The organism is Ureibacillus manganicus DSM 26584 (genome assembly GCF_000772945.1).
In the GTDB taxonomy this organism is placed as follows: Bacteria; Bacillota; Bacilli; order Bacillales_A; family Planococcaceae; genus Ureibacillus; species Ureibacillus manganicus.
On the sequence record NZ_JPVN01000001.1, the window covers coordinates 139,139 to 158,455 of the forward strand.

Genomic DNA, 19,317 nt, shown 5'->3' on the forward strand with positions numbered 1-19,317 from the left:
AAGTCTAGTTAACTTTGATTTTCGTTTACAGAAGGAATTGACACTTGTGCACTTCTTTCAATTGTTACCACGATTTGGTCATTAATGAGTTGGTCGAAAACTCCACCAACAATTTGTAATGATGATATTAATACTTCAGGATTCCCAACCGCTTCAATTACAAAAGGAGCAGGATATTGTTTTCCGTCAATTGTAATGACAGGGCCTGTACAATTTATATAAGAGTTTGCTTTAAGCCTTTGCCCATTAATAGTTATAGCTTCAGCACCGGAAATCTTTAGTTCATTTATCACTTTAAAAATGTGGCTTTCATGAACGATATACTCATTTGGATTTGAATTGTTTGGATTGTACTCAGAATCATTTAAGGTGATTCGAATACCTTGTCCAACTGCAGGAATATCACCAAGCATTAATCGCAATTTTTCAGCTTCTTGTAGTAGCACATCATATTCATCTTGATTTGAAGCAAAGGATTTTTCATAATCTCTAATCCTCTGATTGAGCTCATTTAATTCTTCAGAAAGTTCCTTATTTCTCTCTTGTTGCTTGATCAATTCCTCACGGTACGATTCATCTTTTTCTACATAAGGACTCGACAATTGTCGATTATCTTTTGTTAAATTGTAAGAATAACCGATAATAAATCCTGTGATGATGCATACAATGAGAATAATCATACTTTTTCTAGAAGGCGGCTTCATATACTTACTTCTACTCATTTGCTAACACTTCCTGTTCATCTGTATTAGCATTGTTATCATTTGTAGGTAAATCTAAATCTAATGGTTGTTCAGAATTATCTTGTGTGTCTTCTGAATTTTTAAATGAATATTCTTCTGTATAGGATCTATAGAATGTCCCAACTTCAATATCAATAATGCCTTTTTCATATTCTGCAGCATTTTCAATCTGTGCAACAATTGATGGATAATAGTTTAGTTTTTCTGACAATGAAGTGATTTCTGCCCTCACCTCATACCCATCATTCATAAATAACGTGATGGCATAAGGATCAGATTCTGTAGGGGTTGAATTGATTTGAGAAATCATTGCTAAAACAGTTGGCTCAAGATCTGCAAGTTCCTTCAACAGTCGTTGTCGTTTGTCATTATCATCAAATGCTAAAAAAATTGGAGCGTCTATAGGCGCATTTGTGCTGGATTCTTTAAATATGACTCCATTTTCCAATATTGGATAAAAGATATTGTTTTCAGAAATGTAAGCTACCTTTTGCCATTCCTCAATTTTAATGTCTACTGTAGTAAGCCACTGTTTACTTACATCTACTTCTTTCACCCAGTCTAACTTTTTTATATATTCCTCAATTTCTTTCTCCTTAAAACTCCACATTGATTGTCCCATTTGTAAACCGGATTGTTTTATGTATACATCCTCACCAACAATGGCTGAACCCTTCACATTGATGGTATTTATGTCACTATACGGAGATTGGAAATAAAGGAGTAAAAATAAGGTGATAAAAAATAATGTAATTAAACTTATAAATTTTTTATTCGTTCTTCTTCTTCTTTTTTCCCGCAGCGTTGGAATACGATCTTCTATATCGATTATTTTTTCCATTTTTACTCCTCCTCCCAAACAACTATCCCTCGCGCAACTACCATCAGTGGTGGAATAACCCCACTGATAGAAGTGTCACTTTATGATTTTGTTTCAACTCGATTTGAAAAACTAATTACAATTGCAACTATAAACCAAATAATCATTAGTGATGTTCCACCATAACTAATGAATGGTAAAGTCACTCCTGTAACTGGTATAAGACCAATAACTACTCCAATATTTAAACAAGCTTGGAAACCAATCATACTAACTAACGATACTACTGCATAGAAATGAGAACTTTGCGTCGCTTGCATAGCTAGTCCTACGCCCGAATATATAAACAGTCCAAAAAGTAGTAGTACTACGCAGCCACCAAAAAAACCAATTTCCTCCAAAATAATAGAGAAGATAAAATCATTTTGCGGTTCCGGTAAGTACAAGAATTTTTGACGACTATCTCCAAATCCATGACCTAATAATCCAGCAGGTCCAATTGCAAGCATCGATTGAACTCCTTGGAACCCAGCACCTAAAGGGTCACCCCACGGATCAATAAAGGCAAAAATTCGCTGCAGTCGATAAGGTGCAGACATGATTAATGCCGCTAACCCTACTACACCAAGTGCAATAATTCCAACATATAATTTAACTGGATATCGAGCGACAAAAAATAACATAAATGCTGAAACAATTAAGATAAAAACTGAACCAAAGTCTGGCTGTAACATGATTAATGCACAAGGAATGATTAAAATTAGAAAATGCTTTACTTGAACAACTCGTTCACTATTTCTTACTTTGCTAAGTAAAAAGCTTAAATACATTAAAGTAGTAATCTTCACCAATTCTGCTGGTTGCATTGTTAGTGGACCTAAACCAATCCAACTTTGTGAACCATTACGAGAAAGGCCAATTCCCGGAACTAAAACAAGTACTAATAAAATTAATGAAATGATATATAAAGTAATCCACGTTTTTTCCTCAGTGAATAATGACATTTTTATCACTGTAAAGAAAACGATCAGTGCTATAACTAAGTATATCGATTGTCTTATATAGAAAGGCGTATCTCCTTCATAATGAACCTGACTCCAATATGTTCCAGCAGAAAAAATAAACAGCACTCCAACTACTGATAACAATATGCTCGAGATGATGAAAAGCCTCTTATAAGTAAATTTCAGTTATGGCATCCTTTCTTAACAGTACTTAATTTAGTTTCATAACAGCTTCTATAAAGACATCTCCGCGCACTTCGAAATTCGGATATTGGTCCCAACTTGCACATGCAGGAGATAATAAAATAATATTTCCTTGATTTGAAATCGTTGCAGCTTTCTGAACAGCATCCTCTACATCTTCTGCTTCTATCGCAACTTTCACACCACAAGAACGAGCAAATTCTATGAAACGCTCCTTTGTTTCTCCAAAAGCAACAACACCTTCGACATTTTTCATGGAGTCACGTAATTCTTCGAAGGAATGACCGCGATCGAGACCTCCAGCCAATAATATTGTTGGTGCAGTAAATGCATCGAGAGCAACTTTTGTAGCTAAGCAATTAGTCGCTTTAGAATCGTTATAAATTTTTCTTCCTTGCCACTCGCGAACAAATTGAGTACGATGACGAACGCCAGTAAATGTTTTAAGTACTTCTTCCATTTTCTCTTTATCACATCCATAAAGTATGGATGCTGCAAGTGCTGCTAATATATTTTCTAGATTATGTTTACCAGGAAGGGCGATAATTGATCTGTCAATAAATGGTTCCCCTTGCCAGTAAATTGTTGTTTCGTCAGCACTAATTCCTTCTTCTGTTCTATGATCTGAATTAAATGGTACTTTTTTAGCTTTTGAATCCTTTACTGACTCCCTAAGAACCTCTTGATTTGTATTAAAAATTAACCAATCAGATTCATCTTGATTTTTAGTAATATTCAACTTTGCATTTCTGTATTCATCAAAAGTTCCATGATAGTCCAGATGAGCATCATATAAATTAGTTAAAATTGCAATTTTTGGTTTGAACTTTTGAATCCCCATTAATTGAAATGAAGATAATTCAATTACAATACAGTCATCTTTCGTTGCTTCTTTAGCCACACTGCAAGCAACAGTTCCAATGTTTCCTGCAATACGAGGATTTCTGTGCCCGTTATTTAACATTTCGTAAATTAACGTTGTTGTAGTCGTTTTTCCATTTGTTCCAGTAATCCCTATGAATGGTGCTTCACTTATTAAATAAGCTAGCTCAACTTCAGTAATAACTGGCAACTTTCGCTCAATAGCATTTTTTATAATTGGATTACTATATGGTATCCCTGGGTTTTTAACTATCAATTCAAAGCCTTCATCAAGTAAATCTTCCGGATGTCTACCACAAATAACAGTTATCCCTTTTTGTAATAGACTTTGAGCTTGTGGGTTTTCCTCAAAAGGCTTCGAATCGTTGACTGTAACAAACGCACCTAATTCATGCAGCAGTTCTGCAGCAGCAACCCCACTTTTCGCAAGCCCTAAAACCAGTACTTTTTTAAATTGTAATTGTGCATATTGAATCATACGATGGCCTCCGATAACACTCCTATTAATGCGACGATTAATGCTGTAAACCAAAAGACAAGTACTATTTTTCTTTCTGACCAACCAGATAATTCAAAGTGATGATGAATCGGTGTCATTTTAAAAATTCGTTTACCACCAGTTAACTTAAAATAAGCCACTTGAAGAATAACTGATAAGGTTTCTATAACAAAAACTATTCCGATGATAAGTAACAATAGTTCTTGGTTTACTAAAATGGATACTAATGCTAGGGCTCCACCGAGTGCAAGAGACCCGGTATCACCCATAAATACTTTTGCAGGATTTGCATTGAAAAGTAAGAAACCTAGTAGGGCTCCAGTTATAGCAAATGTGAAGATTGCAACATCAACCTGGTTATTAAATAATGCAATAACACCGAATGCAGTGAATGCAATCGAAGCAGTTCCAGCAACAAGACCATCTAATCCATCTGTTAAGTTCACTGCATTTGAAAATCCTACTAACCAGAAAATTAAGAACCCTACATAGAAGATTCCTAAATTAATTGACCATTCAACAAATGGAACCGTTACCGTTGTATCAAAAGTTCCCTGTCGTAAAAGAAGAAACGCTAAGACAGAAATAATAATTTGCCCTACAAGCTTTTGTAAAGAAGTTAAACCTAAATTTCGTTTAAAGATTACTTTAATACCATCGTCTAAGAAGCCTATTAAACCAAATCCACACAAAACAAGTAAAAGTACGACTGTTTGTGTTGTAAATACATTGTATAAATTACCAACAATGACCGTAGTAGCAATAATTGATATTAAAAAAATGATACCGCCCATCGTCGGGGTTCCCGCTTTTTTCATGTGAGATTTAGGACCCTCTTCGCGAATGCTTTGCCCAAACTTTAACCTACGAAGAATAGGTATTAAAATAGGTGCAAGAATCACTGAAATCAAGAATGAAATTGCTAAAATGGTAATTGTTGTTGCGATTGTCATGTTAAATCTCCTTTAAATCATGTTCTTCATACTGACTTTTAATTGTAATACACAAACTAATTCGATTCATTAATTCGTATTCTGTTCAGTATTGGAATCTTCTCCACTATTTGTATTATTTTTTGCTTTATTTGAATCATTTCCCAAATAAAGATGAATAGTATCATCAACTTCAAGAATATTTTCTGGTTCCGGTAACTGAGAAACAACAAGTTCACCTTCACCATGTATTTCAATACGATAAGGGTATTGTAATTTTTTAATTTCATCAACTTTTAACCCTACTAAATTCGGCACTCTGTCCGTAATTGGGTCTCCCCAACGGTATTGTTTTTCCAATTGTCCTTCCCGGTCCACTGCTAAGCCAATTGTTGGTGCTATATCTTCTATAATTTGACCAACGATTGGTGCTGCAATTGTACTACCGAATACTGTTGCACTTTTCGGATTATCTACTGCGACATACACGATAATTTCTGGATCATCAGCAGGAGCAAAGCCTATAAACGAAACGATGTAATTTCCATCCATATAGTGACCATCTTGTACTTTTTGAGCTGTCCCTGTTTTCCCACCAATACGTAAACCATCACGGAAAGCTTGTCGACCTGATCCATTTGCTACAACTGACTCAAGGGCATTTCTAACTTGAGCAGAAGTATCTTCGCTAATTACTTGTTGTTTTAGTTGCGGTGTATTTTCATGTATAACTTTTCCTGTTTCGGAATCCACAATTTTAGAAACTACGTATGGAGTAAATAATTTCCCACCATTAACTGCTGCTGCAACAGCTGTAATTTGTTGAATTGGTGTAACTGATATCCCTTGACCAAAGGAGGTTGTGGCATGTTCAACTGGTCCAAATCGTTCTTTAGAAAATAGTATTCCTTTCGCTTCACCCGGAATGTTAGATCCTGTTGCTTCACCAAATCCAAAATTATGGATATAATCCATTAATTTATCTGGGCCAACTCGCTGTCCTAATTCAATAAAGCCTGGGTTACAAGAATTCTCAACTACTTGTAAAAATGTCTCGTCCTTATGTCCTTCACGTTTCCAACAGCGAAGTCTAGCACCCTCAACCATCGTATACCCAGGATCATAAAATCTATCTTTTTCTAAATTAACGACTCCTTCTTCTAAAGCAGCACTTAATGTAATGATTTTAAACGTTGAACCTGGCTCGTAGGTCATCCAAACTGGTAAATTACGATTATAAATGGACTGGTCTACCTCAGTAAAGTTCGATGGATCATAAGTTGGAAAAGATGCAAGTCCTAATATCTCCCCGGTTTTCGGGTTCATTGCAATAGCCAACGCTTGGTCAGCGTCATATTTCTCCATTGCTTGTGATAATTCTCTCTCGACTACTTGCTGTACTTCCAAATCAATTGTTAACTCTACCGTTGCACCTTGCTCCCCATCTCTCCACTCATCATCAACATGAGGTAAGGCATTTCCCGCGGCGTCTGTAAACAATCGGATCGCAGCAGATTTAGAAGTTAATAGCTTGTCATACTGATATTCAATACCTGCAAGTCCTTGAGTATCATATCCTGTAAACCCTAGGAATCGGGATAGTAGAGTACCATATGGATAATGTCTCACATAGTCTACACCACTATATAGCCCGTCTATTTTTAAACCTTGAATTTGTACAGCTTGTTCATATGAAATATTTTTAGCCTCAGGTGCTAGTTTTACTAAATAAGCTCTCTTGTTCATTTTCTCAAATAGCTTTTTTTCATCTAGATTTAAAACACTCGCTATTTGTCTTGCGGCTTCTTCAATATTATCGTTTTGTGCAGGCATAAAATAAAGGGTAGGAGATAGTTTATTTGTTACAATAATTTCTCCATTACGATCGGTAATTTCTCCACGCTCAGAAGCAAAAGGTACTTCTCTATCCCAATTCTCTTTTGCAAGTTCTGTTAATTCATCATGTTTGAGAACTTGTACATAAAACAATCGAATGACGACAGCAAGCCCGAATATCATAAAGGCATATACTATTAGTCTTAATCGTTTTTTGGATACGCTCGAAATCCACTTCATTCGACATTCACACCTCGTTTTTAACAAGGTATGAAAAAAGTTGGACTTGTATTCGGAAAAGCGGAAAACGTTCGCTCAGCTCCGAAAAAAACTGGAAGAACTGTCATCAAGGACGCGCTCTTTGTCCTTGGTGGCAGTTCTGAAGTTTTCGAGGAGCTAACTTTTGGAGCTAGACATCAAGAAATGCGGAAAACGCTCGCCCAGCTCCGAAAGTAACTGGCCGTCCGTAAACGCGACGTCCTGTCGCACTCCCGGCACTCGTACATCCGTGTAATTCGGAGAAACCGACAAAAGGACACGCTCTTTGTCCTTGCAGGCGGTTTTGAAGTTACCGAGGAGCTAGCGTTTGAAGCTAGACACCACGAAATGCGAAAGATGCTCGCACAGCTCTTGAAGACTCTGCAGACTTCTGACAAGTGTGCTTGCACACGCAGGAAGAAGTTGAAGATTCAAAAGAGCTAGCATCTGGAGCTAGACAATAGAAAAGCGAAAAACGTTCCGCCTAGCTCCTATAGTAATTTAATCTTGAGGTAAATCATCAACTTCTAAATTTTCTTCTATAGGAGGTAAAAATGTTTCTTCTGGTGTTTTTAAGTTTAGTACAATTAGTGATGAGTCATTTACAGTTAAACCTTTAGATACACTTTGACTTTCAACATAGCCTTCACCAGCAATCTCAATATTTAGTCCAGACATTGTTTTATAAATTAGAACATTTCTAAGTGACCAATTTGTAAAATCAGGGATTGTTATTGCTCCGTCAGTTTTTAAATAAACGAGACTTCCTTTTGTTACTTCCAATCCTTCACTAGGATATTGTTCAACAATCTTTCCTCCATCACCAATGATAATAGGATTTAGCCCTGATTCTATTAAACTTTGTTCTATATCATAGGCATTTTTAGATACATAGTCACCCATTTTAATCGTATCTACTTTCGCAACATTTTCCGGGTTAATATTTAAATATTTTAGACTGTTTTCCATAACCGATGTAAACACTTTTGATACAGGGTCTGATCCGTATTCACCTGCTTCTAACTGAGGTCTCTTAACGGCAACATACATAATTAGCTGAGGATCATCTGCAGGCGCTAATCCTAAAAATGAATACAAATAATTATTTTGACCTGTTAAATATTGACCAGAGCCATCAGTATCTGCAATATAAGCTGTTCCTGTTTTACCTGCTACCTCATATCCATCAATGGCAAATTTCTTTGCAGTACCTACTTCCGATGTAAGTGTTGAAGCTAAAACTTCCCGAACTTGTTTTGCAGTTTCTTCAGAGATAGGATTACCTTTAACGGTAGGTTCATGATTTTGTACGATCTTACCCTCTGAGTCTACTACTTTTTCTATCACATAAGGTTGCATCATTTTCCCATCATTGGCTATAGCTGTCATAGCCTGTATAAGTTGGATAGGAGTAACAGTTGACCCTTGACCATATGAAGTCGTTACATAGTCTATAGCCCAATCTGTCTTAATCTTCCCACTCACTTCACCAGGTAAATCAATCCCTGTCGGTTTTCCAAATCCGAATTTATCCAAGTATTCTACAAAAGTATCATTTCCTATATCCTCTAGCATATATGCCATAGCTGTATTCGACGAACGCTGAATTCCTTCTAAATAAGTAATAGGACCCCAACCGACATAGTTATGATCTCGAATCGTTCTATCAAATACAGTATACGAACCTGATTGGAAAAAAGCATTTGGATGCCAATTTCCTGTATCAATCGCTGACGCTAATGTAAATATTTTCATAGTCGAGCCTGGTTCTAGTATTTTTTGTGTGGATGTATTCAACCAATCTTCTAAACCAATTCTATTTTCAGGATTAAACGTAGGACGTTGACTCATTGCAAGTATTTCGCCAGTGTCTGGATCTGCAATTACTGCAATCATCGATTCTGCTTCATACTCTTTAAAAACTTCAGTCATCGTTTCTTCCAAAAAGTTTTGAATAGATTTGTCAATCGTTAAATAAATATCGCTACCGTGTTTAGCGGGAGTAACCATTTGCTCACTATTAGGTAGAAGATAGTGAAAGGCATCACTTTTATATTGCATTGAACCATTTACACCAGTTAACTGTTCATTATAGAAAAGTTCTAAGCCCATCTTACCAACAGTTTTAAACGTTTTATCATCTTGTTCTTCTTTTAATGCAAAGCCCACTAAATGCGATGCAAATGGACCGTTTGGATAGTATCTTTTTGAATCGCTTGAAAAAACGATTCCAGGCAATTTTTCAGCTTCAATTGCAGTTTTCACTTCATGACTGATGCTTCTACCAGCTACACCAAACTCAACTTGATATGGCTGCTTTAACTCACCTGTTTTACTATCAGTTATTTTTTTTGTTAAATTTTTATAAATATCTGCTTCATCCATCTGAATATATTTTGCTAGTATTTTCGCGGTTGTTTGTGGATCAGTAACGTGTCTTGGTTCACCTTTTTTAGAATCTTTCGAAGCTTTTGGGTCAACTACTGCTATTAGTCGATAGCTTAATGTATCTTCTGCAATGATATTTCCACTTCGGTCTAGTATTTTTCCACGCTCAGCTGTTAGCACCGCTTCTTTTTCGTACAATGCTGCAGCTCTTGCTTCTAAAACTTGTCCATTCACAACTCCTGTCGCTTGAATGTGAACGATTTTCACAAATAATGCAAAAAAGAGCCCTCCATAAATAAATAACATTAGAAAGGCTCCCCATTGGAATCGAAATTTTTTCTTTTTCATTCTCCCGGCACTACCTTTACATTTTTCTCATTAAGAGTGAAACCGAGTGCTTTTGCTTTTTCCATAATTCGATCGTACGTTGAGAGTTCAGCAACTTTAACTTTTAGATCGACATTTTGATTCGATAGTTCTTTAATTTCACTTTGAATTGTTTGTATCTCTATCGTGGATTGTTGTATTGAACTTTGCTTATGTAATATCGTAACTGAAAGTAACGCTACTACTACAATAAAAGCAATATAGAGTACTTTTTCTTTCGCTGTAATTCGTTTCTTTTTCACTTGCTGCTTTATCTTAGGTTTAGGCTGTTCTATAATCGGTTGCTCTACGTACGTTTGAAATTGCCTTGCTCTAACGGCCATTTAATCACTTCCCTTTTTCATTTATTTTTTCAGCTACGCGAAGCTTTGCTGATCTTGACCTGTTATTATTTTGTAATTCATCTTCAGTAGGGAGGATTGGTTTTCTTGAAATTAATTTAAGTGTTGGTTTAAATTCATCTGGTACTATTGGCAACCCCGGTGGTAAATCTGGCATTTGAGATGCTTCCTTAAAAATCGTTTTTGTTAATCTATCTTCTAATGAATGGAATGTGATAACGCTTATACGTCCGCCAATTTTTAATAGATTAATCGCATCTACTAGTGAATCCTCCGCTGCTCCAAGCTCATCGTTGACTGCAATTCTTATCGCTTGGAATATTCTTTTTGCTGGGTGCCCACCTGTTCTACGTGCTGGGGCAGGGATGCCCTCTTTGATCAAATCAACTAATTGACCTGTCGTTTCAATTTTCCCGTGCTTTCTTGCTTCTTCAATTTTCCGAGCAACTTGTTTTGAGAATTTTTCCTCACCATATCGGAAGAAGATTCGAACTAAATCTTCATACGGCCATTCATTAACTACATGGTAAGCGCTTAATTCAGCATGTTGATCCATACGCATATCTAGTGGTGCATCATGATGATAACTAAAGCCACGCTCTGGTGTGTCAAGTTGCGGAGAAGAAACTCCTAAATCATATAAAATGCCATCAACCTTATAAATATCGAGTTTTTCAAGTTCCTCTTTGATATAACGGAAATTAGAGTGTACAAAGGTAACACGATCTAGGTAATCTGCTAATCGCAATTTTGCATGCTCGATAGCTGTCATATCTTGATCAAAACATATTAGTCGACCACTTTCTGAAAGCTGTTTCACTAAATATTCGCTGTGTCCAGCTCCACCTAAAGTACAATCCACATAAACTCCATCCGGTTTGATGTTCAACCCATCAACAGTTTCTCTAAGTAATACAGTTGTATGATCGAACATAATAAATACTCCTTTTTGGCGCTAGTTTAACTAGAAGTCAAAGCCAATTAAATTTTCTGCAATTTCATTGAAAGATTCCTCTGCTTCTTCAGCATATGATTCCCAAGCTTCTTTCGCCCAGATCTCAATTTTGCTCGAAACTCCTATAACTACACACTCTTTCTCTATCTTTGCGTATGTAGCTAATGTTGCTGGGATATTAATACGCCCCTGTTTATCTATTTCAACTTCGGTTGCACCAGAGAAAAAGAATCTAGTAAATGCTCTCGCATCCTTTTTCGTCATTGGCAACTGTTTTAACTTTTCTTCGAGTTTTCGCCATTCATCCATAGGATATCCAAATAGACAGTTATCAAGTCCGCGCGTAATAACAAAAGTATTTCCTAAATCCTCCCGAAATTTAGAGGGAACTATTAGTCGTCCTTTTGTATCAACGGAATGTTGATATTCTCCCATGAACATGCTACTCACCCCACTTTAGTAAATAATGTACCACATTCCCCCACTTTCCTCCACATTTTTAAGTAAATTATTGACTTCTTTTCACAATTAATGCGAATAGTCCATTCGTTAACCAGCAGCTATATGAGAAAAGACATAAAAAAGAGTTATCTCATACGAGATAACTCTTTAAAACCACTACATTCGAACTATGTAATGAGTATTAGTAAATTCAAATGGTAAATCTAATAAATCAGAAATAAATGACGGACCATAAATATTTACATATTGGTATGGGTTAAATACTCTTTCTTGATAGTTATTCATTGGATTTATTTCTGATGAGATTGTATTAAACTGACGGATCATTTTTTCATGTTTCATAACAATTTGTTGTTCAATTTTACTTTGTAAAAAATCAAACTGTTGCTGATGATAATTTTTGTTTTTCTCTACAATATTATCTAAGTGAATCTGTTGGCCATGCAAATGTTCTAGAAGTTTACCATAATGCACTTCAACAAGCTCGTGTAGTTGGTTTATTTGTTCTTTTGCTTGATAGTCTTGAACACTTTCTAAAAACTTGTTCTTTAATTCATTAACATTACCATCAAACACATTTTCAACTTTTAACTCGAAGTCCTTCAATAATTGCTCTACCTGTCTAGTGACTAGTGTCACGTTTAAGCGAGGTACGATGATTGGCATTTGTAAATTTAATACTTCAAAAGCATCTTTTAATGTTGCCCAATAGGCTAACTCGCCAGGACCACCAACAAAAGCAAGTACTGGAAGTGTCATTTCCTGCATTAATGGGCGCGTAACAACGTTATTACTTAGGTTCTCGGGATTTTTATTAGCAATTTCCTGGAGTTCTTCCTTCGAAAATTTAACATTTGCTTGTTTATTGATATAAAAATTTTCATTTCTTTCTAGTAAAAATCGTTCTCCATCACGAACAAAAAACAAATTTGCATTTTCAATTGTCGCTACAATAGGTGTACCAAATCCAGAATCGCTTAATATACGCTCTTTTAGTACCACTACCTCAGCAATTTTTTCATTTTCCTCAATGATTTGATTGAAAAAATTGGATTCAAACTTACGAAATGGCACATATGCTGCATCAATCATTAATAGCCCTTCATCTTTAAAGAATGAATGCATACATCTTACGAAGAAATCAGTAAATGTATTACTCTCATCTATTGAATGAATAATGAATTGATATAAATTTTGTGTATACTCTGTTTCTCCAAAGTCTTTAAAGATGTCGTCAATTGTATTTTTCAATTCAATTTTATTAATATCAGTTGTTGAAGCCATTGTTTTACGATTTTTTCGTACACTATAAACTCGCTTCTTTGGTTCTGCTTTTAGTATTGTATATGTGTGGTTTATTTCTTCTATATCATGGTCTTCACCGGCTATCCAAAATAACGGAAGTACTTTAATACCGAGCTTTTGAGTTTGTTCTTTCGCAAGTAATATGACGGTAATTGCTTTATATACAGAATATAATGGCCCTGTTAATATGCCAGCCTGTTGCCCACCTACAATCACCGGAGATCCATCGGCTAGGTACGAAAGATTTTCTTTTATTTTATCTGTTAATCCATAAGGCTCCATAAACGAACGTATTATTTCGCTTAATTGCTTCGTTTGATAATTTCTGTTCTTCAAATACTTAGCGCGCTCTAAGTATGATTCATCTTGTAACGGGTATTGAAAAAAAGTATGTAATTTTTCGCTACCTGACCAATATTCAGATAACAATGTATTGTTAACTGGCAATGAAATCTGTTCCAGCTTCATTCTTAAAATCCCCTCTACTATCGGCTAATATCTATTCACTTATTATAGGTTTTATTTCGAATTCATAATATATTGTAAACGTTTATTGGTCGTCTGCAAATGAAAATGCTTAAGTTAGAAAAACATATGTCACTATTTTATAAAGCATGCCAACAATCCAAATAAGTATGTAAACAACTATAAATACTACAAATAAGAATCTCCATATTTTTTTCATCAACGGAAGTATTTCAATCTCTTTTTTTGTTTTCCAATCGAAAAATGTAAATATGATTGCAATAAGTATGGCACTGCAAATGACGTATGCACTTACATTTATATTCCACAAACTACTTATAAAAAGAGGTATTGAAAAGAATAGCACAAAAGTAGTCGCATCAGCTGCTAACCCGAAAGATTTAACCTTACTAACCTTTCTGCTTCTACAAATTGAGTATACTCCGATTAAAAGCAATATGGGAAATAGAATAATAAAGCTAACTAGATAAAGTAAAATACTCACATTTTCTCAACTCTTTTCCCCTCTTCAGCTTTTAATAAATAATATAAGTTAGTAAGTGTAGGTAACTTGATTTCTTTTTTAGATGCTTTCCTAATGATGGCTCCTGCAATTGTCTCTATTTCAGTTGGCCTCTCATTTAAAATATCCGCTAACATTGAAGATGTATTTGTTGCAGTTTTTTCACACAAGGATTTCACATCATCAAATGAGAACTTGGCCATTTCTTTCGGGAAAGCATTTTTTAATTCGACATACATTTGTTTTAGTATTTGTAAAGTAGCTTCTTGTTCAATTAAATATCCGTTCTTCACCTTTAAAATGGCCGTTAGTGGGTTGATAAAACAATTTAACAATGCTTTTTCAAAGAGCATTTGTTCAGCATTAGGGGCATACTCTAGTTCAAATTTCGGGTTTTTATTTTTTAAAAGTGTTGAAAACTGTTCTTTACTGCCGCGTTCAACTGCAATTTTAAGTACTCCCGCACCTCTATGGATGACTGTATGATCATTTTCTTTTTGCGCTCCAAACTGGCAAGACCCAAATGCGATAGTGTTTTGCGGCAATGTTAATGCTTCTTCAAAGTGTGCTAACCCATTTTGCAAAAATAATAAAGGTATTTGTTTTGGCAACGAGTTTAATAGCGGATAAATGGATTGTAATTGTCCGTATTTTACAGCTACAATTACGATTGTATTAGCGTTCATAAGAGGAAGTTTTAGACTAGCAGTAATCGTTGAATGATGAATTGTCTGATCTAGATTAACGCGTTTAAGTCCATGACGATTCAATTGTTCTGCTTGTTGTGATCTTCTCGTAACTAATGTCACTTGATGATCCATAGACAAGAAACTTGCCACTAACATTCCAATAGCCCCAGCTCCGATGACTACAACTTTCACAATATTACCTCCATTTACCACATGAAAAGGCCCACCTATTTGGTAGACCTTATAACTTTTAACAATATTATACTGGATAAATAGCATGTTTACGAGCAGGTTATGCATTTTGTTTTGGTAGAATGAAGCTGCAACCTCTTAGACTAATTAACTCTCATTTGACTCGGCTCGATAATATCATCAATGACCAATTCTAATTCAAGTTTGTAAAAGGTTAAAAAGGCTATTTAACTTTTTAATTCTTTAATTTTTCTTATCGATTATTGCATTAAAATGTGTTTGATAGTTCAATTATTTGATATTACTTTTGATGTTCAAGGAAATTTACACCTTGATTTAGCCATTTGATGAGTTTGTCATGTTCTGACTGTAACTCTCTATATTTAATTTCTAATTCGTTATATGCTTCAGTTAATTCATCAAAACTACTCAATGCTAGTTTTAGATGGCTTCGCATTAGTTGTTTTGGTCGTTTTCTAACACTGTTTAACATTTGACCATATTGAGTACGCAATGTTTTATTCCAACGGAAACCACATGCTTGTTTTGTACGATTTAGTACATTGGCTGCCTCAGCAAATGCCTCTAATTGTGTCTTACCATTTTGCACTGCTTGAATAACGATTTCTGCTAATTTCTCATCATCATCAGCAGTCCATTGATCTTTTCTTCTTTTCCCTTCCACTTTCTATCACCTCACATTTTTTACTACTATATGCACATAATGAGATTAAATAGAATAGAAGTATTTATAAAAAATAGGTAGTAACATTTTTTACGTAAAAAATGTTTATATTATGAGATATATACGCAAATAAAAAGACGGCAACTTGAACTATCGTGTTCCGAATAGCATCTTTCTAATGTTATTACTAAACTTTTCATCTAGAAAGGGCACAAAAACCATTTACAAAGCTATTTATTAGATTTATTTAAAAAGTTATTTACTGCTTCGTTATGAGCATCACTTTCCCATAGCTTTGCACAAAGTTTAATTTCTTCCATCACACGCTCAAACATATTTTTCTCTTTCCAGCTTCGAAGTTTCATTTCTTTATAGGCATGGTGTACGGAAGGATGTATCTTTTTCATATTAACTATGAAATCTTCAAGAGCTTGTTCTTGCGAATGCTCGAATACTCTTGTTGCCCAACCGATTTCAAGTAATTTATCTGAATCATACGTACTTGAATCTACTAACATTTTTAAAGCAAAATCTTGTTTTATCCCGCTTTCGATTAAGTATGTACCACCACCCCAACCGCTCGTAATTCCTAATGTGCCTTGGATGAACCCACATTTCACACCACGTTTGACTAAACGGAAATCACAGGCTGTTGCAATCTCACAACCACCTCCTACAGCAGCACCATTAACTAAAGCAATGGTCGGTACAGGCAACGTTGCAATATCATATAATATTTTTCCCATCTTACTTAACATTCCAAAGGCTTCTTGTTCGGTTTGTAACTTATGAAACTCTGATAAGTCTCCACCAGAACAAAAAGCCTTTTCACCTGTACCTGTTATTATTAAAAATCGAACATCGTTATGCTCGTTAATATAAGTAACAATTTCTTTAAATCCGTTCATAACTTCATCATTTATAGCATTTCTTTTATCTTCACGATCAATTGTAAAAGTTAAAACCCCATCTGTAAGATCAATTTTATATGTCAAAAGATCCAACCCCTTTTCTATTTTCATTTTCATAGTAAAACAGTCAAAATGTTTTGACAAGTATGGTTGGTGAAGATTGAACGCTGAGGACTAGTTTTAGTCGTACTAATTAGAAGGGGTTATTAGGTAGAGGTTCATAGAAAGAAATAAGTGGAATGGGATTTTTAGTGATTTGATTTGGGAAGGATTGGTTACATGCTTGTTTCGGGATATCTTAGGATGATTTATCCGTTTTAGCGTCACGTAAGATCTGCTTTTGTGACAACTCAGGGTGATTTCTTCACCCTATTGTCACGTAAACTTGTTTTACTAGACATTTCAGGCTCGGATCTTCCCTTTACTGTCGCGTAAACTTGCTTTTCGTGACAACTCAGGCTCGTTTCTCCCCTTTACTGTCACGTAAACTTGCTTTTCGTGACAACTCAGGCTCGTTTCTTCCCTTTACTGTCACGTAAACTTGCTTTTCGTGACAACTCAGGCTCGTTTCTTCCCTTTACTGTCACGTAAACTTACTTTTCGTGACAACTCAGGCTCGTTTCTTCTTTGAGATGTCTTATAACTCCCAGGTTTTGAACATCAAGTGTTTCAAAACTACTCTTATAAATAGAAAAAAAGGCTAATAGAGAGCCATGGCCTCTCTATTAGCCTTTTTGTTTTTAGAGCTTTTTCGTACAAGCTCGATTATTTGCTAACTACTTCTTTACCTTTGTAATGTCCGCAAGATTTGCAAACGTGGTGAGATAAAGTTGCTTCACCACAGTTTGGGCAAGCTACCATACCAGGTACAGATAATTTGAAATGCGTACGACGCTTTCTTTTAGCAGTTTTAGAAGTTCTTCTAAATGGTACAGCCATTATTGGCACCTCCTTACAGATAGTTATTCATCTGTTTGATCAAAATACTTAGCTAAATCAGCTAGTCTCGGATCTACTTTTGGTTCGTCACTTTCCTTTTGACGAGCAACATCTTCATCTGTTGAATAACTCCAGTTTTTACCACCGTGCACTTGTCCTTCAGAACCTTCTTTAAACACTTGCATAGGTATTTCGAGAAGAACTAACTCCTCTAAAACTGGTTTTAAATCGATAACTTCTCCATCAACATAATGGATATCTTCATCGTCACTTCCTCGGAGTTCCGGGTCAATCCAACTAAAGACTTCAACCGTATCAACGTTTATAGGAAATTCAACATCCTCCCACGTTCTAGAACAGGGTAATGTTAATGTTGCAGTCATGGTAAACTGACAAGTCATTTGCGATGCACCGAATGTACAGTGCCCTTTTACATGTACAGGTGAAATATGGCGAATCTCACTGTTTCGCTTTTTTACTTCCTCTAACTGTACGTTTGTATCAATAGGCATCCCTTTTTGGCGATACTTTGATAATTCATGAATAGACCATTTCATTCATTCATCACCTCGAGACAACAATGTTGATTATATAATGTGAAAATATAGATGTCAAGTTATTTTCTTGTCACCACTATAAAACCTATACTATAATTTGGATAATCCAAAAGCTAGGAGTGCAAATACTTATGAAAGCAGTCGGCGTAGTCGTAGAATATAACCCTTTTCACAACGGTCATCACTATCATATCAAACAATCTAAAAAGAAAACAGATGCAGATGTTGTTGTTGCAGTAATGAGCGGACATTTTCTTCAAAGAGGAGAACCAGCTCTTGTAGACAAATGGCACCGGGCAAGAATGGCGCTTCTATCAGGAGTTGATATCGTCATTGAATTACCATATGCATTTGCTACAAGTAAAGCTGAACAGTTTGCAAAAGGTGCAATTCAACTACTAACTGCCATGAAATGTGAAACATTTGCTTTTGGTAGCGAAGATGGAAATATCGAACCTTTTAACAATACTTACTCTCTACTTCACGACTATCGAACGGAATATGAAGAACTTATTAAATATTTTGTTACAAAAGGCAATAGCTATCCAAAAAGTTTATTTGAAGCATATGAACAACTTAAACAAAAAAGACCTCAATTATACATTGATTTATCACAACCAAATAATATTTTAGGCTATCATTATATTGAAGCGGTTCATAAAATAAATAGCTCTATAAAACCTGTCACTATTCAAAGAATACAAGCAGGTTTCCATGATGACATTAGCTTGGATTCCACTATTGCAAGTGCAACAGGTATAAGAAAAGCCTTATTTGAAGATGGTGAATTAAAAAGGATCAACGACTATGTACCAAATACTTCTTTTGAACAATTAATACAATGGGAAAAATCACATCGTCAATTTGTCCATTGGGAAGCTTTTTGGCCACTTCTGCGTTATACGATTTCCAGGTACTTGCCGAAAGATTTAACCCAATTTGCAGATGTTTCAGAAGGTATTGAGTTTGCTCTAGTGAAATATGCAAAAGTTAGTAACTCATTTACAGAATTTATGAATCATATTAAATCGAAACGCTACACATGGACAAGACTTCAGCGTATGTTAACTCATATTTTTACTGGAGTCACAAAAGAACAATTACACAAATTCGATTCGCCCACTTATATTCGTTTATTAGGGATGACAGGAATAGGACAACAATATCTAGGGGAAAAGAAAAAAGAGTTTGACTTACCACTTATTAGTCGTGTTGCTCAAACAAAAGATGAATTACTACAAATTGATCTACGTACAACCGAGATTTACGCGCAAGGAATTCAATTATTTTCAAACAAAAAAATAGACGGAGATTTTCAAACTCCGCCTATCCGAATTTAA

General features: G+C 35.4%; 18 protein-coding genes. 1 reads left to right on the forward strand and 17 read right to left on the reverse strand.

The genetic code is table 11. The features are described 5' to 3' along the window. Positions 1 to 8 precede the first annotated feature (8 nt). The 17 genes from CD29_RS00670 to CD29_RS00755 all read right to left on the reverse strand — a co-directional run bounded on the left by CD29_RS00670 (position 9) and on the right by CD29_RS00755 (position 17,977). Positions 9 to 722: a DUF881 domain-containing protein gene (locus CD29_RS00670; RefSeq protein ID WP_235801750.1), complete on the reverse strand. Its 714-nt coding sequence runs from the start codon at positions 720 to 722 to the stop codon at positions 9 to 11. After that, positions 715 to 1,584: a cell division protein FtsQ/DivIB gene (locus CD29_RS00675; protein WP_036181782.1), complete on the reverse strand. Its 870-nt coding sequence runs from the start codon at positions 1,582 to 1,584 to the stop codon at positions 715 to 717. Before CD29_RS00675 ends, CD29_RS00670 begins: the two co-directional genes overlap by 8 nt. An 80-nt stretch (positions 1,585 to 1,664) precedes the next feature. Continuing rightward, a complete protein-coding gene (locus tag CD29_RS00680) occupies positions 1,665 to 2,753 on the reverse strand; it encodes an FtsW/RodA/SpoVE family cell cycle protein (protein WP_235801755.1) in 1,089 nt (362 codons plus the stop codon). A 25-nt stretch (positions 2,754 to 2,778) separates the two neighbouring features. Then, positions 2,779 to 4,131: a UDP-N-acetylmuramoyl-L-alanine--D-glutamate ligase gene (gene murD / locus CD29_RS00685; protein WP_036181788.1), complete on the reverse strand. Its 1,353-nt coding sequence runs from the start codon at positions 4,129 to 4,131 to the stop codon at positions 2,779 to 2,781. Further along, positions 4,128 to 5,105: a phospho-N-acetylmuramoyl-pentapeptide-transferase gene (gene mraY / locus CD29_RS00690; RefSeq protein WP_036181791.1), complete on the reverse strand. Its 978-nt coding sequence runs from the start codon at positions 5,103 to 5,105 to the stop codon at positions 4,128 to 4,130. The genes murD and mraY overlap by 4 nt, the downstream gene beginning before the upstream one ends. Before the next feature lie 69 nt (positions 5,106 to 5,174). After that, the gene (locus tag CD29_RS00695; RefSeq protein WP_081976095.1) at positions 5,175 to 7,160 is read right to left on the reverse strand and encodes a stage V sporulation protein D; all 1,986 of its coding nucleotides are present in this window, start codon (positions 7,158 to 7,160) and stop codon (positions 5,175 to 5,177) included. A 519-nt stretch (positions 7,161 to 7,679) separates the two neighbouring features. Continuing rightward, entirely contained in the window at positions 7,680 to 9,872 is a 2,193-nt protein-coding gene (locus CD29_RS00705) for a penicillin-binding protein (protein WP_036182118.1), read from the reverse strand. A gap of 38 nt (positions 9,873 to 9,910) precedes the next feature. Continuing rightward, positions 9,911 to 10,276: a cell division protein FtsL gene (ftsL, locus tag CD29_RS00710; RefSeq protein ID WP_036181797.1), complete on the reverse strand. Its 366-nt coding sequence runs from the start codon at positions 10,274 to 10,276 to the stop codon at positions 9,911 to 9,913. Between the two features lie 4 nt (positions 10,277 to 10,280). Continuing rightward, entirely contained in the window at positions 10,281 to 11,228 is a 948-nt protein-coding gene (gene rsmH / locus CD29_RS00715) for a 16S rRNA (cytosine(1402)-N(4))-methyltransferase RsmH (protein WP_036181800.1), read from the reverse strand. Positions 11,229 to 11,258: 30 nt separating this feature from the next. Beyond that, positions 11,259 to 11,690, reverse strand: coding sequence for a division/cell wall cluster transcriptional repressor MraZ (gene mraZ / locus CD29_RS00720; protein WP_036181803.1), 432 nt, complete (start codon positions 11,688 to 11,690; stop codon positions 11,259 to 11,261). A 177-nt stretch (positions 11,691 to 11,867) separates the two neighbouring features. Continuing rightward, on the reverse strand, positions 11,868 to 13,484 hold the full coding sequence (gene bshC, locus CD29_RS00725; protein WP_036181806.1) for a bacillithiol biosynthesis cysteine-adding enzyme BshC: 1,617 nt from the start codon (positions 13,482 to 13,484) through the stop codon (positions 11,868 to 11,870). Between the two features lie 109 nt (positions 13,485 to 13,593). Next, positions 13,594 to 13,986, reverse strand: coding sequence for a DUF3397 family protein (locus CD29_RS00730; RefSeq protein ID WP_036181808.1), 393 nt, complete (start codon positions 13,984 to 13,986; stop codon positions 13,594 to 13,596). Continuing rightward, positions 13,983 to 14,885 carry a ketopantoate reductase family protein gene (locus tag CD29_RS00735; RefSeq protein ID WP_036182120.1) on the reverse strand — a complete coding sequence of 301 codons (903 nt, stop codon included), beginning with the start codon at positions 14,883 to 14,885 and terminating at the stop codon, positions 13,983 to 13,985. Before CD29_RS00735 ends, CD29_RS00730 begins: the two co-directional genes overlap by 4 nt. A gap of 301 nt (positions 14,886 to 15,186) precedes the next feature. Beyond that, the gene (locus CD29_RS00740) at positions 15,187 to 15,570 is read right to left on the reverse strand and encodes a transcriptional regulator (protein ID WP_036181810.1); all 384 of its coding nucleotides are present in this window, start codon (positions 15,568 to 15,570) and stop codon (positions 15,187 to 15,189) included. Between the two features lie 230 nt (positions 15,571 to 15,800). After that, complete coding sequence (locus CD29_RS00745; RefSeq protein ID WP_036181811.1) at positions 15,801 to 16,565, reverse strand: enoyl-CoA hydratase/isomerase family protein; 765 nt, start codon at positions 16,563 to 16,565, stop codon at positions 15,801 to 15,803. A gap of 681 nt (positions 16,566 to 17,246) precedes the next feature. After that, a complete protein-coding gene (rpmF, locus tag CD29_RS00750) occupies positions 17,247 to 17,420 on the reverse strand; it encodes a 50S ribosomal protein L32 (RefSeq protein WP_036171914.1) in 174 nt (57 codons plus the stop codon). A gap of 23 nt (positions 17,421 to 17,443) precedes the next feature. Further along, a complete protein-coding gene (locus tag CD29_RS00755) occupies positions 17,444 to 17,977 on the reverse strand; it encodes a YceD family protein (protein ID WP_036181812.1) in 534 nt (177 codons plus the stop codon). 131 nt (positions 17,978 to 18,108) lie between these two features. Between CD29_RS00755 and CD29_RS00760 the strand changes: the two genes are divergently transcribed. Beyond that, the gene (locus tag CD29_RS00760; RefSeq protein ID WP_036181813.1) at positions 18,109 to 19,317 is read left to right on the forward strand and encodes a nucleotidyltransferase; all 1,209 of its coding nucleotides are present in this window, start codon (positions 18,109 to 18,111) and stop codon (positions 19,315 to 19,317) included.